Genomic DNA, 20,123 nt, shown 5'->3' with positions numbered 1-20,123 from the left:
TTCTGCCGGTGCACCTACCGCGGAAACCGGCGGCGGACGGCTGCGTCCTCGCGCGTCCGGGTGGGTCCGCGACGTACGGCGGCCCCGTGCCCGCCCGCCGGGGCGCGGGAGTCACGGGGCCGACCTGGACGTCTTCGAGGGTTACCCGGCCGTGCCGCCGGGCGGGGTCCGGGTGCCGTCCGAACCCTTCTCCGGGCGGAGCTCCAGGAGGCTGTGCCGGCGCCCGTAGAGGAAGTAGACGACGATGCCGACGACCATCCAGATCGCGAACCGCAGCCAGGTCTCCGCGGGCAGGTTCAGCATCAGCCACAGCGTCGCGAGGACCGACAGGATCGGCACCCACGGCACCAGCGGGGTGCGGAAGGCGCGGGGCAGGTCGGGGCGGGTGTGGCGGAGGACGACGACGCCGATCGCGACCACGATGAAGGCGAAGAGCGTGCCGATGTTGACCAGTTCGGCCAGCTCGCTGAGGCTGGTGAAGCCCGCGAGGATCGCGATGATCACACCGAGCAGGATGGTCGGCCGGTGCGGGGTGCGGAACTTCGGGTGCACGCGGGAGAAGAAGCGCGGCAGCAGTCCGTCGCGGCTCATCGCGAAGAAGACACGGGTCTGGCCGAGCAGCAGGATCATGCAGACCGTGGTCAGTCCGACGGCGGCGCCGAAGCTGATGAAGCCCGCGTACCAGGGGTGCCCGGTGGCCTTGAACGCGTCGGCGAGCGGGGCGTCGACGGACAGCTTGCTGTAGTGCTGCATGCCCGTGACCACGATCGACACGAGGACGTAGAGCGTGGTGCAGATGATCAGCGAGCCGAGGATGCCGCGCGGCATGTCCCGCTGCGGGTTCTTCGTCTCCTCGGCGGCCGTGGCGACCACGTCGAAGCCGATGAAGGCGAAGAACACCACGGAGGCCGCGGTGAAGATGCCCATCACGCCGAAGTTGGTCGGCGCCCAGCCGAACATGAGCTGGATCAGCGGTGACTTGATGCCGCCGCCCGCCTCCACGGCCTGCGCCTTGGGGATGAACGGCTTGTAGTTGTCGCCGTTGATGAAGAAGGCGCCCGCGATGATCACGACCAGGACGACGGTGACCTTGATCGCGACGACCAGCGTGGTGATCCGGGCGGAGAGCTTCACGCCGATGACGAGAATGGCGGTGAGCACCAGCACCAGCGCGGAGGCGAGGATGTCGAAGCCGAACCCGTCCGCCCCCTCGCGCCCGCTGAGCGCCTCGGGCATGTGCCAGCCCGCGTTGTCCATCAGCGAGCGCACGTAGCCCGACCAGCCGACGGCCACCACCGCCGTACCGAGCGCGAACTCCAGGACCAGGTCCCAGCCGATGATCCAGGCGGGCAGCTCGCCGAGTGAGGCGTAGGAGAACGTGTACGCGGACCCCGCGACCGGGACCGTGGACGCGAACTCCGCGTAGCAGAGGGCCGCCAGCGCGCACGCGACACCCGCGGCGACGAAGGCCAGCGAGACGCCGGGCCCCGCGTTCTCCTTGGCCACCTTGCCGGTGAGGACGAAGATGCCGGTGCCGATGATGACACCGACGCCGAAGACGGTGAGGTCCAGAGCGGACAGCGACTTCTTGAGCGCGTGCTCCGGTTCCTCGGTGTCCAAGATCGATTGTTCGACCCTTTTCGTCCTGAAGAGGGTGTTGCTCACGGACGTACCTCCCACGCTTGTCGTCCTCGACATGATCGAGAGGGCAGGTAGCACGTATGCCCCGACGCGGCCCGGATCACGCAGATGGGCCGGTTTCACCACCCGTACAGGGTGCTGAAACCGGCCCATCGGCCGTGTCCCGGAGGCGTCAGTCGCGCGCGGGCTGTACGGCGTCCACGGCCTGCGCCGTGGTGCGCTCGTACCGGCCGTCGAGCTTGGCGACGAGGCCGGTGACCTGCCGGGCGATGTCCGGCGCGGTCAGCCCGATCTCGGCCATGACCTCGGCGCGGGAGGCGTGGTCGAGGAAGCGCGGCGGGATGCCGAAGTCGCGCAGCGGGACGTCGACGTCCGCGTCGCGCAGGGCCTGGGCGATCGCCGAGCCGACACCGCCGACCCGGGAGTTGTCCTCGACGGTGACGACCACGCGGTGCTGCTCGGCGAGCGGCGCCATGGCCTCGTCCACCGGCTTGACCCAGCGCGGGTCCACGACGGTGGTGGAGATGCCCTGGCGGTCCAGCAGAGCGGCGATCTCCAGGCACATCGGGGCCAGCGCGCCGACGGAGACCAGCAGGACGTCGGGCGCGTCGGTGCCGGGCTCCCGCAGGACGTCCATGCCGCCGATCCGGCCCACGGCGGGGACGGCCGGGCCGACCGCGCCCTTGGAGAAGCGCACCACGGTGGGCGCGTCCGTCACCTCGACGGCCTCGCGCAGCTGGGCACGCACCTGGTCGGCGTCGCGCGGTGCCGCGAGCCTGAGGCCCGGGACGACCTGGAGGATGGACATGTCCCACATGCCGTTGTGCGAGGCGCCGTCGGTGCCGGTGACACCGGCGCGGTCCAGGACGAAGGTGACGCCGCACTTGTGCAGGGCCACGTCCATCAGGACCTGGTCGAAGGCGCGGTTCAGGAAGGTCGCGTAGACGGCGAAGACGGGGTGCAGTCCGCCGGTGGCGAGGCCCGCCGCGGAGACGGCGGCGTGCTGCTCGGCGATGCCGACGTCGTAGACCCGCTGGGGGAACGCCTTGGCGAACCGGTCGAGGCCGACCGGCTGGAGCATCGCGGCGGTGATCGCGACGATGTCCTCGCGCTCCTTGCCGAGCGCCACCATCTCCTCGCCGAAGACGGAGGTCCAGTCCGCGCCGGAGGAGGCGATCGGCAGGCCCGTGTCCGGGTGGATCTTGCCGACGGCGTGGAAGCGGTCGGCCTCGTCCTGGAGGGCCGGCTGGTAGCCGCGGCCCTTCTCGGTGAGGCAGTGCACGATGACCGGGCCGCCGAAGCGCTTGGCGCGGGCGAGCGCCGACTCCAGGGCCTCGATGTCGTGGCCGTCGATCGGGCCGACGTACTTCAGGCCGAGGTCCTCGAACATGCCCTGCGGGGCGATGAAGTCCTTCAGGCCCTTCTTCGCGCCGTGCAGGGTCTCGTAGAGCGGCTTGCCGACGACCGGCGTGCGCTCCAGGAGGTCCTTGCCGCGGGCCAGGAAGCGCTCGTAGCCGTCCGTGGTGCGCAGGGTCGCCAGATGGTTCGCGAGGCCGCCGATGGTCGGCGCGTACGAGCGCTCGTTGTCGTTGACGACGATGATCAGCGGGCGGTCCTTGGCGTCGGCGATGTTGTTCAGCGCCTCCCAGGCCATGCCGCCGGTGAGCGCGCCGTCACCGATGACGGCGACCACGTGGTCGTTCCTGCCGAGGACCTCGTTCGCCTTCGCCAGTCCGTCGGCCCAGCCGAGGACCGTGGAGGCGTGCGAGTTCTCGATGACGTCGTGCTCGGACTCGGCCTGCGCGGGGTAGCCCGACAGGCCGCCCTTCATCTTCAGCCGGGAGAAGTCCTGGCGGCCGGTGAGCAGCTTGTGGACGTAGGACTGGTGGCCCGTGTCCCACAGCACTCTGTCCTTCGGTGACTCGAAGACGCGGTGCAGGGCGATGGTCAGCTCCACGACACCGAGGTTGGGGCCGAGGTGGCCGCCGGTCTTGGAGACCGCGTCGACGAGGAAGGTCCGGATCTCCTCGGCCAGCTGGTCGAGCTGCTCCAGAGTCAGCCGGTCCAGATCGCGCGGTCCCGTGATGCGGGTCAGCAGCGCCACCCGTGCCTCCTTGCAGTGATCGAGCTCTTGCCGGGTTCGTCGAGTCTAATGTTCCGCCTTTTCGGGCGCGGGCCGGGTCTGGCGATCTACGCCACACGAACGGCCCAACCGGACGGGAACACGTGTTCCCGTCCGGACGTGACTGTGCCCGGCGCCGCCATTGGCGCCGGGCACAGGCCTGGGTGGGTGGGAACCCTACGCGCGACCCGCGGTCTTCTGGGTCTTGCGGGTGACGGCGTCGATGACGACCGTGGCGAGCAGAACGCCACCGGTGATCATGTACTGGACCGGCGAGGCGATGCCCTGCAGGGCCAGACCGTACTGGATCGAGACGATCACCAGAACACCCAGCAGGGCGTTCCAGGTGCGGCCGCGACCACCGAAGAGGCTGGTGCCACCGATGACGGCCGCCGCGATGGCGTTCATCAGGAGGTCACCGGCGCCCGCGCCCTGGTTGGCGGAGGCGATCTTCGAGGCGATGAACAGACCGCCGACGGCGGCGAAGGTGCCGGAGATCGAGAAGACCGAGATGCGGATCAGCTCGACGTTGATACCGGCGCGGCGAGAGGCCTCGACGCTGCCACCGAGCGCGAAGATCTTCCGGCCGAAGGCGGTACGGCGCAGCACGAAGTCCGTGACCAGCAGGACCGCGAGGAAGATCACCACGGCGAGCGGCAGACCCTTGTACTGGTTGTACATGATCGCCACGCCGAAGCTGAGGATACCCAGCAGCACCGTGCGGGCGATGGTCTCGCTCACCGGACGGGACGGCACACCGGCCGCCTCGCGGCGCTTGTTGCCGAGGAACGAGCTGACGAAGAACCCGGCGGTCACGACGACCGCGAGCACGTAGGCGGCGGCGACATCGGTGAAGTAGTAGCTGGTCAGCTTGGCGACGACGCCCTCGCTGTCCAGGTTGATGGTGCCGTTGCTGCCGAGGATCTGGAGCATCAAGCCGTTCCAGAACAGCAGACCCGCCAGGGTGACGGCGAAGGCCGGCACACCGATACGCGCGAAGACGAAGCCCTGGATCGCACCGGCGGCCGTGCCGGTGAGGATGGCCAGGACGAACGCCAGCCACTCGTTCATGCCGTGCGTGACGCTGAGCACGGCGAACGTGGCGCCGGCCAGACCGGAGAGCGAACCGACCGACAGGTCGATCTCACCGAGCAGCAGCACGAAGACGATGCCGACCGCGATCATGCCCGTGCCGACCATGGCGACGGAGATGTCGGAGAGGTTGCCCGCGGTGAGGAAGTTCTCGTTCAGGCTCGCGAAGATCGCCCAGATGACGATCAGGCCGATGACGACCGGGATGGAACCCAGGTCACCGGACTTCATCTTGCGCTTGAACTCGCCGACGTAACCGGCGAAACCCTGCTCGCGGACGAGCAGGCGCGGGTCGACGGCGGTGACGGCCTTGGCGGCCGCCTCGGGGTTCGCCACCTCGTGGGAACCGGCCTCAGAAGTCTTGTCGATGCTCACTTCTGAGCCTCCCCGCTGCGCGCCGCACGACGGGTCACGGCGTTCTCCGTGGCGCCCGTGATGGCGGAAATGATCTCTTCCTGGGAGGTCGACTTGACCTCGAAGATGCCGTTGTTGCGTCCCAGACGCAGAACGGCGACCTTGTCGGCCACGGCCTTCACGTCAGCCATGTTGTGGCTGATGAGGATCACGGCGTGGCCCCGCTCGCGCAGACGCTCGACCAGGTCGAGGACCTGGGCGGTCTGCTCGACGCCGAGGGCCGCGGTGGGCTCGTCGAGGATGACGAGCTTGGGCTCACCGAGCATCGAACGGGCGATCGCCACGGTCTGGCGCTGACCGCCGGAGAGCGAGGCGATCGGGATGCGGACGCTGGGGATGCGGATCGACAGCGTGTCCAGCAGCTCGCGGGAGCGCCGCTCCATCTCGACCTCGTCCAGGACACCGCGCTTCTTGAGCTCGCGTCCCAGGTAGAGGTTTCCTACGACGTCGATGTTGTCGCAGAGCGCGAGGTCCTGGTAGACCGTCGCGATGCCCAGGTTCTGGGCGTCGTGCGGGCGGTTGATCTGAACGCCCTTGCCGTCCCACTCGATGGATCCCTCATCGATGGGGTGCACGCCGGCGATCGTCTTGACCAGCGTGGACTTTCCGGCGCCGTTGTCGCCCACCAGGGCGACCACTTCACCGGCGTGGACCTCAAGCTCTACATCGGTGAGCGCCTGGACGGCACCGAATCGCTTGGAGACCCCGCGCAACGCCAGAACAGGCGTAGCGGACACGTGAACCATCTCCTTCGCCGCCTGACCCGGCGGGAGGTTGTGCAGAATTTTGCGGTGGGGGTTCCGTCCGGTGCCCCGCTTAGCTTGCGGGGCTGTTGGATGCGGGGCACCGGAGGAGCTTTGGATCACACGAGTCACACGTACGGGAATTCAGTATCGAATTCCCGTACGTGTTTGGCTACTCGCGGTTGTTTACTGCAGGCCGGCCTTCTTGCAGGCCGCGGCGTACGCCGGGGTGCAGATGTCGTTGACCGTGTACAGGCCGTCCTTGACGACGGTGTCCTTGATGTTTTCCTTGGTCAGCGAGGTGACCGGAACCAGCAGGGACGGGATCTGCTTGTCGGTCGGGCTGTCGACCTTGTCCTTGGCGACGCTGTCGAGCGACTTGCCCTGGGCGAGCGCGACGGCCAGCTCGGCGGCCGCGTCGGCCTCCGGGGCGTACGGCTTGTAGACGCTCATGAACTGCTCACCCGCGAGGATGCGCTGCACACCCGCGAGCTCGGCGTCCTGGCCCGTGACGGGGACCTTGATGCCGGCGGCCTTCAGCGCGGTGATGATACCGCCGGCCATGCCGTCGTTCGCGGAGTAGACACCGATGATGTTCTTCTTGCCGAGAGCCGAGATCGCCGCCTCCATGTTGGCGTTGGCGTTCTCCGGCTTCCACTCCTTGGTGTCGTACTCCTTGCCGACGTTCACCTTGCCGTCGAGCACCTCGTGGGCGCCGGCCTTGAACTGAGCGGCGTTCGGGTCGGTGACCGAACCGTTCATCATGACGACCTTGCCGTCCTTGGCCTTCGAGCCAAGGGCGGTGAGGAGCGCCTCACCCTGCGTCTTGCCGACCGTCTTGTTGTCGAACGAGGTGTAGGCCGAGATGGGGCCCTGCGCGAGGCGGTCGTAGGCCACGACCGGGATGCCGGCGTCCTTGGCCTTCTGGACCGAGCTCTTGATCGCGGCGGCGTCCACAGCGTCAACGATCAGCACGTCCACCTTGTTGGTGATCATCGTGTCGACCTGCTGGTTCTGGGTGCTCGCGTCCTGCTTGGCGTTGGCGTAGACGACCTCGCCCTTGCCGTTCGTGAGCTCCTGGACCTTCTTCTCGATCAGCGGCTTGTCGAACTTCTCGTACCGAGCCGTCTGGTTCTCCGGAAGGAGCAGACCGACCTTGATCGCGTCGCCCTTCTTCGCGGAGCTGGCGGAGCTGTCGCTGTCGCCGCTCGACTCCTTGGCGCTGCCACAAGCGGCGAGAGAAACGGCCATTGCACCAGCGGCAACGGCAACGGCGGCACGACGCATCTGCGTGTTCATTCCTAAACCTCCCTGACGAGGCCGCGTCGTTGCGGCCGAGGTGGACTGGAGTCAACTCGGCCACACGTGCGACGTCAAGAAGTAAATACTTAACGAGATGGCAACGGTGCCATGCGTTCTCTAAGTGAAGGCAGGAGTACCGGCGGACAGAGAACCGTCCAAAAGGGTCGAATCGCCCATCTCGCTGAGTGCGAGAGCGAGCGCGCCGAGCACCTCCGCACGGCCCCCAAGTGCCCCTGGCAACACCGAGAGTTGACGTGCGGCGCTGGGGATCGCATAGCGGCCGACAGACTCCCTGATGGGCCCGAGAACGAGCTCGCCGGCCTCGGCGAGATCGCCGCCCAGGACCACCCGACTCGGGTTCAGCAAATTGCAGAGATTCGCGACTCCACTGCCGATGTGACGACCGACGTCGGCGATCACCCGACGGCAGCCCGGATCTCCGTCCCGCGCCAGCCTGACCACGCCCTCCATGGTCAGATCGGTACCATGACTGGACTGGAGGAGCGGCAGCACATAGCGCGCCGCCGCGAAGGTCTCCAGGCAGCCGCGGTTGCCGCAACGGCAGACGGGGCCGGATTCATCAAGTGTAATATGCCCGATTTCTCCCGCTGTGCCACCCGGGCCGCGGTAGATCTTGCCCTCTATGACCAGTCCCGCGCCGACACCGCTGGCGACCTTGATGTAGGCGAGATCCCGGACCCCTCGACCGCTGCCCCAGACCATCTCGCCGAGCGCGCCCAGATTGGCGTCGTTGTCCACGTAGACGGGCACGCCGAGCCGCCCCCGCAGCTCCTCGGCGGGCCTCGCGCCGGTCCAGCCGGGCAGGATCGAGGTGGACCCCAGGGTGCCCGATTCCACGTCGATGGGGCCCGGCACGCCAAGGCCCACGCCCGCGATTTTGGAACGGTCGACCCCCGTTGCTGCAATCAGGCGGCTGACCAGTTCCTCGGCGCGGTCGAAGCCCTGCGCGGCGGAGGCGTCCACGTCCAGCGGCTCGGACTCCTCGGCCAGCACCTGATGGGCCAGATTTCCGACAGCGACGCGCAAATGGGTGTGCCCGAAGTCGACACCGATCACGATCCCGGCGTCCCCGCTCAAGGACACGCTGCGCGCTCTGCGGCCGCCCGCCGAAGTGGGTGTGACCTCGACCGTTCCACCGTCCTTGAGTTCACGAACGATATTGGAAACGGTCGCGGCCGAAAGGCCCGTCGCCCTCGCGATCTCCGCCTGCGTGAGCGAACCGGCGAGGCGCACCGCTCGCACGACGCGCTCCAGATTGGCTCGGTGCAGCGACGACTGCGACCCCGGAGTCTCCATCGACTCATCCACTCCTGCCCTCAGCCGGGCGGCCCCGATGCCGCCCGTGTGATCTGGGTCACGTCAACGGGACCCCGGTCACTTACAAGTTGTGAACTCCAAGCTCCGCTGAACGGGTTACCGCAGTCAAGTCCTTGACGAAAATCGGGGTCGCCCAGTCATGTTCGACCCCCGGCCGCACCCGGACACACGTGCGCCACCCCCGTGACGGAGGTGGCGCATGTGACGGACGGGGCGATTCGTTACTTGAGAGTGGCCGAAGTGAGACCTGCCTGGACCTGACGCTGGAAGGACAGGTACACGATCAGCATGGGGACCATGGCGATCGTCACGCCGGCGAACAGGACGGGCAGATCGGTGGCGTACCCCTGCTGCTGCTGGAGCTGGATGAGGCCCTGGGTCAGGACGTAGCGCTCCGGGTCCGAGCTGCTCTGGGGCTGCATCAGCACCGAGGGCAGGATGTACTGGTTCCACTGGCCCAGCACGTTGAAGATGCCGACGCTGAGCAGCCCGGGCTTGGCCATGGGCAGCATGACCTGGAAGAACGCCCGGGTGTGCGAGGCCCCGTCGAGCACCGCCGCCTCGAAGACCGCCGTGGGCAGCGTCCGGAAGAACGCGTGCATGAAGAACACGGTGAACGGCAGCGAGTAGGCGACGTACACCAGGATCAGGCCTTGGTACGTGTTCAGCATGTCCAGGCGCTTGACCATGAAGAACAGCGGCACCAGGGCGAGGAAGACGGGGAACATGGCCCCGCCGACGAAGAAGTAGTACACGAGCCGGTTGCCCGGGAACTCGTAGCGGGCCAGTACGTACGCCGCCATCGCGCCGAGGAGCATGGTCAGCGGGACGGAGAAGACCAGCACGATCAGGGTGTTGGCGAAGTAGTCGCCGATGCCCTTGTTCCAGGCCCGGCTGAAGACGTCGAGCTGCCAGTTCGTGGGCCAGCCGAGGGCCGAGCCGCCGATCTGCGCGTCGGTCTTGAAGGAGCTCAGGACCAGCCAGAGCAGCGGAAGGATGATCAGGACCGCCCACAGGGCCAGGAAGCCGTGCGAGAAGACGTTGAGGGCCATGCCCTCGGTGCGCTTGTCACCCGGCCGTGGCGGGGCCTTCCTGGCTGTTCGCTGCGGGGGTACTCCGGCGCCGTCGACCTTCGCCGGCTCCGTGATGGGTGCGCTCATAGTCGTGTCTCCCGCTCAGAACTCGATGCGCTCGCGGCGGGTGGCGCGCAGCGTGACCACGGACAGGATCAGGGTGAGAAGGAGCATGATGACGCCCATGGCACAGGCGTAGCCGCTCTTTCCGTAGTAGAGGAAGTTGCGCATCATGACGTTCGCCATGACCTCGCTGTGGTGGTCGGGCCCACCGCCGTAGCCGGTGCCCTGGGTCGTGGTCGAGACGAGCACGAACATGTCCATCGCGATGATGCCGAGATAGACCCAGGCGGTCTGCACCGTGTCCCACAGCAGGGGCAGGGTGACCCGGAAGAAGGTGTGGGTGCGGCTCGCGCCGTCCAGCAGCGCGGCCTCGTAGATGTCCCGCGGGATGGACTGCATGGCGGCGGAGAACAGCACCAGGTAGAAGCCGACGCCGTGCCAGACGACGACCGCCATCAGGCACCACAGCACCAGGTTGGGCTCGTTCATCCACTCGACGGGACTGTTCGCGTCGACCAGACCGACCTTGATCAGCAGGCCGTTGAGCAGACCGCCGCTGTCACTGCGGTAGAGGGCCCCGAAGAGCACCGCCACGATCGCGAGCGACAGCACCTGCGGGAAGAAGTACACGATCTTGTAGAAGCCGGAGCCGGCGACGCCCTGTACGCCACCGGCGCCACCCCGCCCGCCCGCGTTCACCATGAAGGCGAAGAAGAGGGCGAGCAGGATGGTGATCACCGGGATGAACACCAGGAACAGGATGTTGTGCCAGATCGCTCCGAGGAATACGTCGTCCTGGAAGAGCGCCTTGTAATTGTCCAGGCCGACGAAACTGAACGTCTGCGACTGCCCTCTCCAGTCGGTGAAGGAGTAACCGATGGTCTGTACGTAAGGCCAGATCACGAAGATCAGATACAGCGCCAAAGGTGCGAGGAGAAACCCCGCGACGAACCGGTACTGCCCTTTTCGCATGGCATCCTGCCCCTGGTGTGCCGGGTGTGCGTAACCCTGGTGTTCCGGGTTTACGTGGTCAGTCGCGGTGGTTCTTCTTGGACTCCGGGTCCTTGGCCGCCTTGTCGACCGCCGCCTGGGCCCGCTTCAGCCATTCCTTCGGCTGAATGCGCTTGGACATCAGCTCGTTGGACGCCGTCTCGATGGCGGTGCCCATCTCGCTGTACCAGTTGGGGTACAGGTAGTTGAAGGTATTGTCGCCCGCCGCCTTCGACGCGTCGACGGTGGACTGCGTGCCAGGACGCAGCTCCACGCCGTCGGACACACCGTCCTTGAGGATGGTGAGCGAGTTGGCCTTCTGCGCGAAGAGCGTCGACCACTCCTTGGAGAGCATGGAGCGCATGAACTCCTTGGCCTCGGGCAGGTTCGCGGCCTTCGCCGGGATGATGAACGGCTCGCCCGAGCCGGCCCGGATCGCCTCGAACGGCAGCTTGCTGTCGGGCAGGTTGGGCATCGGCATGAACTTCATGTCGAAGTCGGGCGGGGTCTGCTTGAGCTGCTCGTTCTCCAGCCAGGAGCCACAGGTGATGAAGGCGGCCTTGTACTGGTTCCACCGGGTCTGCGACTCGGTGTGGGTGAGGCCGTTGGTGCCGGGCAGCAAGTAGCCCTTCTCCACGATCTCGTAGATCGCCTCGACGGCCGCCTGGGCGGCGTCGGACCCGACGAACGCCTTGGGGTCGAGGTTGTCGATCGCCTTCATGGCGTCCAGACCGCCCTTCTTGGCGATCAGGTCCATGATGGCGACGTTGATGTAGTACGGGTACTTGCCCTGGTGGGCGAGGCCGCCGATGCCCTGCGACTTGGCGTCCTTGCAGATCGCGAGGAAGTCGTCCCAGGTCTTCGGCACCTCCCAGCCCTTCTCCTTGAAGAGCTTGCCGGAGTACCACAGACCCCACACCGTGTAGATGTAGTTCAGCGAGACGACCTTGCCGCCCTGCAAGCCCGGGTCGAGCGTGCCCGGGATCAGGGTGTCGCGGACCTTCTTGCTCGGGTCGTCGATGGACGGCGCGTCCAGGACCGCGGCCAGGTCGAGGAGTTGGCCGCTCTTGTAGAGCACGTCCAGCTTGATCTGCTGGGCGCCCGAGTCGTCGACGATGTCCGGCGGGTTGCCGCCGTTGAAGCGGGGCTGGAGCTTGCCGGTGATCTCCTGCGTGCCGGTGTGGGCGCTCTTGCTGCCCCACTTCTTGTCGAAGGCCGCTTCCCACGCCTTGGCGTACTCGTCGCCGTAGCCGCCCTTGAAGACGACGACGTCGAGCTTGCCGCCGCCCTTCTTCACGCCGAAGGGGTTGTCCTTGCTGGTCTTGCCGGTGCCCTTGTCGCCGGAGTTGTCGTCATCGCCCCCGCCACTCGCACAGGCGGACAGGAAGCTCATCGTCGGGACGGTGATCAGACCGAGTGCGGCCGACCTCTTGATGAGGTCACGGCGGCCGACACCCTCGGGGCTGCTGTTCTCGGCGGAAGTGGATCCCATGCTCAAGTCCTCGCCTTCTCCAGGACTCAGGCGGTGAACCGGATCCTCCCCGGCACCGCGGTTAGGTCAAGCTGGGGTCGTGCATGGGGGATTCACCGGGACGAACCGGCATCGCGTGGATGGACCACGCTCCGCCGTCCCGCGAAATTCCCCCCTGGGTCCTGCCTGTCCGGAGCCAGTCGATCGACTGGCCGGACGCGACAGGTATAGTCCACTTCCCGCCAAGGGAGCAAGATCGAATGCAGGTTTGGCCGTCGGTCTTTTCCGAGTTGAGACCTCACGGAAATATGGGGCACCCCCGGACCACCCCGGCGAAGATCCACAGGACGCCGGCCTCCCGCAATGAACTCAATGCACGGTTCGTCACACGGTATTCACCCCGGATGCCACACCCAACACCCTTGACATCACTGTCAACTTGACGCCCAAATGGTCCTTGCGCATCGAATTTGACAACGTTGTCCACGTGCAGGGAGGGTGCTCGCGCATGCAGCACAGAGCTCGGTACAGACAGAGTTCCACGCATCGGGCCGGATGGCGCTCCCCGGCGGCCCTGGGGGTGGCGGCCCTCGCCCTGTTAGCGGCCTCCCAGGGCGTCGCGGTCGCCCTGCCCGCCCAAGCGGCCAAGCCCGACCGGGAATTCAGCACCTCGTTCGAATCGGGCGATCCGGCCCCGGACTGGCTCAACACGGTGGACACCGCCCCCGACGGGACGAAGCGGTCCTCCGGGGTCGACGGCGGCTACAGCACCGGCATCCCCGGCAATGTGACCGACCATGTCACCGACGTGCGGGCCAGCGGCGAGAACACCGGCGCGGGCGAGGTCAAGGAGAACCTCGTCGACGGTGAGCCGAGCAGCAAATGGCTGACCTTCGAGCCCACCGGCTGGGCGGAGTTCGACCTGGACGCGCCGGTCAAGGCGGTCACGTACGCGGTCACATCCGCAAACGACCACGACGAACGCGACCCGCGGGACTGGACCCTCCAGGGCTCCGCCGACGGCAAGGACTGGAAGACCCTCGACACCCGCTCCGGCGAATCCTTCGGCGAGCGGTTCCAGACGAAGTCGTACGACATCCAGAGCCCCGTCGAGTACCAGCACTTCCGGCTGGACGTCACGAAGAACAACGGCGGCGACATCCTCCAGATCGCCGACGTCCAGTTCTCGACGGGACCGAGCGAGGACCCGACGCCCAAGGACATGCTCTCGCTCGTGGACCGGGGGCCGAGCGGCTCGCCGACCGCGAAGGCGGGCGCGGGCTTCACGGGCAAGCGGGCCCTGCGCTACGCCGGCACCCACCAGGGCGACGGCCGGGCGTACTCGTACAACAAGGTGTTCGACGTGAACGTCGCCGTCGGGCGGGACACCGAGCTGTCGTACCGGATCTTCCCCTCGATGGCGGACGGCGACCGGGACTACGACGCCACGAACGCGGCCGTGGACCTGGTCTTCACCGACGGCACCTCGCTGAGCGGTCTCGACGCCGTCGACCAGCACGGATTCGCGCTGACCCCCCAGGGCCAGGGCGCCGCCAAGGTGCTCTACGTCAACCAGTGGAACAGCGTGACCTCGCGGATCGGTTCCGTCGCGGCCGGGAAGACCGTCGACCGGATCGTCCTCGCGTACGACTCCCCCAAGGGCCCCGCGAAGTTCCGCGGCTGGCTGGACGACGTCGCGCTGAGGACGGCCGCTCCGCGCAAGCCCGCGGCGCACCTGGCCGACTACGCGCTCACGACCCGCGGCACCAACTCCAGCGGCGGCTTCTCGCGCGGGAACAACTTCCCGGCGACCGCCGTACCGCATGGCTTCAACTTCTGGACGCCGGTGACCAACGCGGGCTCCTTGAGCTGGCTGTACGACTACGCCCGCGCCAACAACGCGGACAACCTGCCCACCATCCAGGCGTTCAGCGCGAGCCATGAGCCGAGCCCCTGGATGGGCGACCGGCAGACCTTCCAGGTGATGCCGTCGGCCGCCTCCGGCACCCCGGAAACCGGCCGCACCGCCCGTGAACTGGCCTTCCGGCACGAGAACGAGACCGCGCGGCCGTACTACTACGGCGTGACCTTCGAGAACGGTCTCAAGGCGGAGCTGGCCCCGACCGACCACGCCGCCGCCCTGCGCTTCACCTATCCGGGCGACGACGCGAGCGTGATCTTCGACAACGTCACCGAGCAGGCGGGTCTGACGCTGGACACGTCGGCGGGCGTGGTCACCGGCTACTCCGACGTGAAGTCCGGTCTGTCGACCGGCGCCACCCGGCTGTTCGTGTACGGGGTCTTCGACGCGCCCGTGACCGAGGGCTCCTCCAGCGGCGTCAAGGGCTATCTGAAGTTCAAGCCCGGCTCCGACCACACCGTCACCCTGCGGCTGGCCACCTCGCTCATCAGCCTCGACCAGGCCAAGGACAACCTGAGCCAGGAGATCCCGGACGGCACGTCGTTCGACGCGGTCAGGAAGGGGGCGCGCAAGCAGTGGGACCGGCTCCTGGGCAAGATCGAGGTGCAGGGCGCCACGCCGGACCAGCTGACCACCCTGTACTCCAGCATGTACCGGCTCTACCTGTACCCGAACTCCGGCTTCGAGAAGGTGGGTTCGAAGTACCAGTACGCCTCGCCGTTCTCCCCGATGCCGGGTCCGGACACCCCGACCCACACCGGGGCGAAGATCGTCGACGGCAAGGTGTACGTCAACAACGGCTTCTGGGACACCTACCGGACGACCTGGCCCGCGTACTCGCTGCTGACGCCCGGTCAGGCCGGTGAGATGGTCGACGGGTTCGTGCAGCAGTACAAGGACGGCGGCTGGACCTCGCGCTGGTCCTCGCCCGGCTACGCGGACCTGATGACCGGCACCTCGTCCGACGTGGCGTTCGCGGACGCGTACGTCAAGGGCGTCGGCTTCGACGCCAAGTCCGCGTACGAGGCGGCCCTGAAGAACGCGACGGTCGTCCCGCCGACGTCCGGTGTGGGCCGCAAGGGCATGGCCACCTCGCCCTTCCTCGGCTACACGAGCACCTCCACGGGCGAGGGCCTGTCGTGGGCCATGGAGGGCTATGTCAACGACTACGGCATCGCCGAGATGGGCAAGGCGCTCTACAAGAAGACCGGCGAGAAGCGCTACAAGGAGGAGTCCGACTACTTCCTCAACCGCTCGCGGGACTACGTGAACCTCTTCGACTCCAAGGCCGGCTTCTTCCAGGGCCGCGACGCCAAGGGCGACTGGCGGGTCGACTCCGCGAAGTACGATCCGCGCGTGTGGGGTTACGACTACACGGAGACCGACGGCTGGGGATACGCGTTCACCGCGCCGCAGGACTCGCGCGGTCTCGCCAACCTGTACGGCGGCCGCGGCGCGCTCGCGGACAAGCTCGACACGTACTTCTCCACCCCCGAGACGGCCTCGCCCGACATCGTGGGCTCCTACGGCGGTGTCATCCATGAGATGACCGAGGCCCGGGACGTGCGCATGGGCCAGTACGGGCACTCCAACCAGGTGGCCCATCACGTGAACTACATGTACGACGCGGCCGGGCAGCCCTGGAAAGCGCAGAAGAACATCCGCGAGGTCCTCTCGCGTCTCTACACCGGCAGCGAGATCGGACAGGGCTATCACGGCGACGAGGACAACGGCGAGCAGTCGGCCTGGTTCCTCTTCTCCTCGCTCGGCTTCTACCCGCTGGTGATGGGCAGCGGCGAGTACGCCATCGGCTCCCCGCTGTTCACCAAGGTGACGGTCCACCTGGAGAACGGCCACGACCTGGTCATCAAGGCCCCGCGCAACAGCACGAAGAACGTGTACGTGCAGGGCGTCCGGTTCAACGGCAAGCGGTGGAACTCGACCTCGCTGCCCCACTCCCTGATCAGCCGGGGCGGAGTGCTGGAGTTCGACATGGGCGCCCGGCCGTCCTCGTGGGGCACCGGCAAGAACGCGGCACCGGTGTCGGTCACCGAGGACGACAAGGTGCCCTCGCCCCGGGCGGACACGCTCAAGGGGGACGGCGCCCTGTTCGACAACACCTCGGCGACGGACGCCGCCGTCACCTCGGTGGACCTGCCGGTCGGCTCCGGCACCGAGGGGGTTCAGTACACGCTGACCTCCGCGGACCACACGAAGGCGCCGAGCGGGTGGACGCTCCAGGGTTCCCCGGACGGGTCGACCTGGACGGACCTCGACAAGCGCTCCGGTGAGTCCTTCCCCTGGGACAGACAGACCCGGGCCTTCACGGTCGCGGCCCCGGGTTCGTACGCCCACTACCGTCTCGTCCTCGACGGCGCGTCGACCCTGGCGGAGGTGGAACTGCTGGCCTGAGCCGCATCCCACGCGAAAGGGGGCGGGCCCGGAGGAGACTCCGGGCCCGCCCTGCTTTGTAGGGGTCAGCTCAGCGGGTCAGCTCAACGGCTCACCGACTCACCGGCTCACCGCGAGGGTGAAGACGTGCAGGTCCGCGTTGTCCGGGAGCTTGACGCTCTTGATCGTCTTCCCCTCCGGTGCCGTGAAGGGCTTGGTGGCGAAGACATAGGTGGCCACCGGGTCCTTTCCGGCTCCGGCGACGTTGCGGTAGGCGGTCCTCGCGACGGTCTCGTTGCCGTACTGGACGGTTCCGCCCCCGCCGCCGACGGTCCAGTCGGTGAAGGACAGGTCGACGGAGTCGGTGCCGCCGTCGGCGTAGGTGACGGTCGCCGTGGCCTGCTGGTTGCCGTTCACGGCGCTGCCGATGAAGGACAACCGGCTCGCCGGGTCACTCAGTTCGATGGTCTGCGAGGTGGCCGAGGCGTTGTCGGGACGGCCGGACGGGGACTTCGGCCAGGTGAAGGCGAGACCGTCCACCGTCCCCGAGCCGCCCGGGGTCAGGCCCGCGTCGGCGAGGGCCTGCCGGGAGTAGCTCCAGCCGCCGCCGTCGTAGTCCGCCTCGGCGTGGTCACCGGTGTCGTCCGAGACACCGGTGTTGTCGTAGGCCGCGAGGAGGGATCCCGGGGCCGCGACGGTGAGCGCCACCGGCTGCGTGTACGACGTGTCGGCGGAGGTCACGGTCACCTTGACGTCGTAGAACCCCTGCTCGGCGTCGTCGGCGGCGGTGAGGGCGATCCGCTGGGCGCCGTCGCTCACCGTGCCCTCGGCCGGGGTCGCCGTCACTCCCGCGGGCGTGTCCACGTGGAAGCGGACCTCGGGCCCGGCGCCGCCGCCCAGGGCCAGGGCGCGGATGTCGAGCGCGGTGCTGCCCCCGGGCGCGAGCGTCGCCGCGGTCGGCCCCACACCGATCTGGTACGGCTGCTCGCCCGTGCGGAAGGAGGGCGGCGCGGCTGCCTCCGCGCTTCCCCAGCTCTTGTCGGGTGTCGTGGACAGCGTGTAGTCGAGGGTGCCGCCCTCACGGACGAAGGAGGCCGGCAGCCAGGGGCGGTCGCTGCCGCGGCCGTCGACGCGCAGCGACTGGACGTACGGGGCGTCCGCGGCCGCGCCCCGGGCCCGGATCTCGATGTCGGCGCCGCCCGGACGCTCGATCTCGATCCTCGGGAACAGCGGTGAGGCCAGGGTGAGTTCGGCGCGGGAGGGCACCTGGGGGTACATGCCGAGCGCGGAGAAGACGTACCAGGACGACATCTCGCCGAGGTCGTCGTTGCCGGGGATGCCGCCGGGCTGTGTCGACCACAGCCGGGCCATCGCCGCGCGGACGGTCTCCTGCGCCTTGTACGGCGCGCCCGCGTAGTCGTACAGGTAGGGCACGTTGACCGACGGCTCGTTGTCCAGTTCGGACTTGTCACCGCCGCTGCCGCTGAACGCCCAGCTCCCGTCCTCGTTGTGGAAGAACGTGTCGAGACGGCCGAGGGCCTTCGCGCGCCCGCCCATGGCGGCGAAGAGGCCCGCCGGGTCGTGCTGCACCATCCAGGTGTACTGGGCCGCGGTCCCCTCCACGAAACCGTTGCCGGTCGCCGGGGTGAAGCCGCTGACCCAACTTCCGTCGGCCTTGCGGTTGGTGATGTAACCGCCGCCGGGGTCGGCCGCGATGTTGAAGTTGTTCTGCCACCACTGGGAGCGCTCGGCGAAGTCGGCCGCGGTGTTCTTCTCCCCCGCCGCCCTGGCCAGTTGGGAGATCGCGAAGTCCGCGCCGGACATCTCCAGGGTCTCGGCGGCGCCGCCCCAGGCGTTGGACACGGACGGCATGTAGTGGTGTTCGAGGTACTTGTCGAGCGAGGGTCGCTGGCCGGCCGAGAGCACCGGTTTGCCCGCCGGCGAGAGGTCCTGTTCGGTCGGCACGGTCGCCGCCTTCACCAGGGAGCGGAGCGCGCCGCGCAGGTCGAAGTCCGTGCCGCCGAAGGCGCGGATGCCCGCGAGGGCGGGCGCCGACGGATCACCGTTCATGACGTGGGTGCCGCTCGCGCCGTGCAGCCAGCGGTCCCAGACTCCCCCGTTCTGCCGGGCGAGTTCGAGGAGCGACTGCGCGATGTCGGAGCCGGTGTCCGGGTCGAGCAGGGTCAGCAGCTGGACCTGGGAGCGGTAGACGTCCCAGCCGGAGAAGGTGCCGTACTGCGCCTCGTGGCCCCGGCCGACGGTGTGCACCTTGCCGTCGGAGCCACGGTATCTGCGATCGGCGTCGCTGATGACGTTCGGGTGCAGAAGGGCGTGGTAGAGCGCGGTGTAGAACGTGGTGCGGTCACTGTCGGTGCCGCCGCCGACGCCGATCGCGCCGAGCCGCTCGCGCCACGCACGGTGGGCGGCGCGCCGGACGGAGGCGAAGGAGCGGGACGGCGGGTTCTCGTCCTCCAGGTTGGCGGCGGCGCCCTCCTGGCTGACGTAGGAGATGCCGACCTTGACGTTCACCGGGTCGGCGCCGGGCTCGAACTCCACATAGCCGCCCGCCCCCTTGCCCGCGAGAGGCCGGCCGCCCTGCGCGAAGCCTCCGGTGCCGCCGCTCGCCTCGGTGGCCCCCGGGCTCAGCCGGTCGTCCTGCCAGGTACCGGTGGTCTTGAAGCCGCGGTCGAAGCGGGCGGTGAAGTACAGGGTGTAGTAGGAGCGTTGGCCCTCGGGGTCGAGATAGCCGCAGAAGTTCCCGGAGGTGACGGAGCCCGAGACGGTCCTGGTCACCGGGTCGATGCGCACGGTCGAATCCGTCGACCCGACCTCGGAGTTGGCGGTGCGGATCAGCATCGAGGCGGGCTTGTCGGCGGGGAAGGTGAACCGCCCCGAGCCGGTGCGCGCGGTCGCCGCGAGGTCGGCGGTCACTCCGGAGGCGAGCCCCACCTTGTAGTGGCCGGGCTCGGCCAGTTCGTCGGTGTGCGCGAACCCGGAGGCGTAGACGGCGTCCCTCGTGTCGGCCGCCGGGGACGAGGTGACCTCACCGGCGTACGGGAAGAACGGGATGTCGCCGCTGCCGCCCGCGCATCCCGTTCCGGACATGTGGGTGAGGCTGAAGCCCCGGATGCGCGTGGCGTCGTACTGGTAGCCGCCGGGCGCGGCGGTGCGGGTGGCGTCCCCGCGGGTGTTCTCCGGGCTCCAGGAGAGCATGCCGAAGGGCGTGACGGCACCCGGGAAGACGTTGCCGCCGTTCCTGGTGCCGATGAGCGGGTCGACGTACGCGGTGGGGTCCTGGACGAGTTCCGGTGGCCCCGACGGAGGTGCGGCCAGGGCCGGGGTGGCGCCGGCCACCGTCAGGGCGACGGCCAGCAGTAACGATGACGGACGGAAACGCATGACGCGGCCCCTCCTCCTTCGGACGGGTCGCGCACCACAGGTCGCACAAGCCGCAGGGACAGTAACGTGCGCCACGGGTACCACGGAAGACCGCCTGCGCCGCCGGGGACGCGCCCGGCACGTCCTCCGATGGCGTCACGGACGGCGCGCCGGACGGGTCGCG

11 protein-coding genes are annotated in these 20,123 nt (G+C 68.2%); 1 reads left to right on the top strand and 10 read right to left on the bottom strand.

Annotation, left to right across the window (positions count from 1 at the left end; genetic code table 11):
• Nucleotides 1–141: 141 nt before the first annotated feature.
• The 9 genes from ACF07B_RS30690 to ngcE form a co-directional block, all read right to left on the bottom strand.
• Nucleotides 142–1,665, bottom strand: coding sequence for an amino acid permease (locus ACF07B_RS30690; protein WP_392181353.1), 1,524 nt, complete (start codon nucleotides 1,663–1,665; stop codon nucleotides 142–144).
• A 148-nt stretch (nucleotides 1,666–1,813) separates the two neighbouring features.
• A complete protein-coding gene (gene dxs / locus ACF07B_RS30685; RefSeq protein WP_392181352.1) occupies nucleotides 1,814–3,745 on the bottom strand; it encodes a 1-deoxy-D-xylulose-5-phosphate synthase in 1,932 nt (643 codons plus the stop codon).
• 195 nt (nucleotides 3,746–3,940) lie between these two features.
• Nucleotides 3,941–5,230: a sugar ABC transporter permease gene (locus ACF07B_RS30680; protein WP_392181351.1), complete on the bottom strand. Its 1,290-nt coding sequence runs from the start codon at nucleotides 5,228–5,230 to the stop codon at nucleotides 3,941–3,943.
• Entirely contained in the window at nucleotides 5,227–6,015 is a 789-nt protein-coding gene (locus tag ACF07B_RS30675) for an ATP-binding cassette domain-containing protein (RefSeq protein ID WP_362395009.1), read from the bottom strand. Before ACF07B_RS30675 ends, ACF07B_RS30680 begins: the two co-directional genes overlap by 4 nt.
• 183 nt (nucleotides 6,016–6,198) lie before the next feature.
• The gene (locus tag ACF07B_RS30670) at nucleotides 6,199–7,311 is read right to left on the bottom strand and encodes a substrate-binding domain-containing protein (protein WP_392181350.1); all 1,113 of its coding nucleotides are present in this window, start codon (nucleotides 7,309–7,311) and stop codon (nucleotides 6,199–6,201) included.
• A 120-nt stretch (nucleotides 7,312–7,431) separates the two neighbouring features.
• Nucleotides 7,432–8,631 carry an ROK family transcriptional regulator gene (locus ACF07B_RS30665; RefSeq protein ID WP_329302111.1) on the bottom strand — a complete coding sequence of 400 codons (1,200 nt, stop codon included), beginning with the start codon at nucleotides 8,629–8,631 and terminating at the stop codon, nucleotides 7,432–7,434.
• Between the two features lie 242 nt (nucleotides 8,632–8,873).
• Nucleotides 8,874–9,812: a carbohydrate ABC transporter permease gene (locus ACF07B_RS30660; protein ID WP_369479626.1), complete on the bottom strand. Its 939-nt coding sequence runs from the start codon at nucleotides 9,810–9,812 to the stop codon at nucleotides 8,874–8,876.
• 15 nt (nucleotides 9,813–9,827) lie between these two features.
• On the bottom strand, nucleotides 9,828–10,760 hold the full coding sequence (locus tag ACF07B_RS30655; protein ID WP_392181349.1) for a carbohydrate ABC transporter permease: 933 nt from the start codon (nucleotides 10,758–10,760) through the stop codon (nucleotides 9,828–9,830).
• Between the two features lie 58 nt (nucleotides 10,761–10,818).
• Nucleotides 10,819–12,270: an N-acetylglucosamine/diacetylchitobiose ABC transporter substrate-binding protein gene (ngcE, locus tag ACF07B_RS30650; RefSeq protein WP_369479624.1), complete on the bottom strand. Its 1,452-nt coding sequence runs from the start codon at nucleotides 12,268–12,270 to the stop codon at nucleotides 10,819–10,821.
• Nucleotides 12,271–12,757: 487 nt separating this feature from the next.
• Between ngcE and ACF07B_RS30645 the strand changes: the two genes are divergently transcribed.
• Entirely contained in the window at nucleotides 12,758–16,582 is a 3,825-nt protein-coding gene (locus ACF07B_RS30645) for a GH92 family glycosyl hydrolase (protein ID WP_392181348.1), read from the top strand.
• 99 nt (nucleotides 16,583–16,681) lie between these two features.
• Here the strand turns inward: ACF07B_RS30645 and ACF07B_RS30640 are convergent, their stop codons facing one another.
• Nucleotides 16,682–19,960, bottom strand: coding sequence for a GH92 family glycosyl hydrolase (locus ACF07B_RS30640; protein ID WP_392181347.1), 3,279 nt, complete (start codon nucleotides 19,958–19,960; stop codon nucleotides 16,682–16,684).
• Nucleotides 19,961–20,123 lie beyond the last annotated feature (163 nt).

It is taken from the genome of Streptomyces sp. NPDC015532, from assembly GCF_043078065.1.
GTDB lineage: Bacteria > Actinomycetota > Actinomycetes > Streptomycetales > Streptomycetaceae > Streptomyces.
Note: the sequence above shows the minus strand (reverse complement) of the source record. Positions and strands in the feature narration are given on the sequence as shown.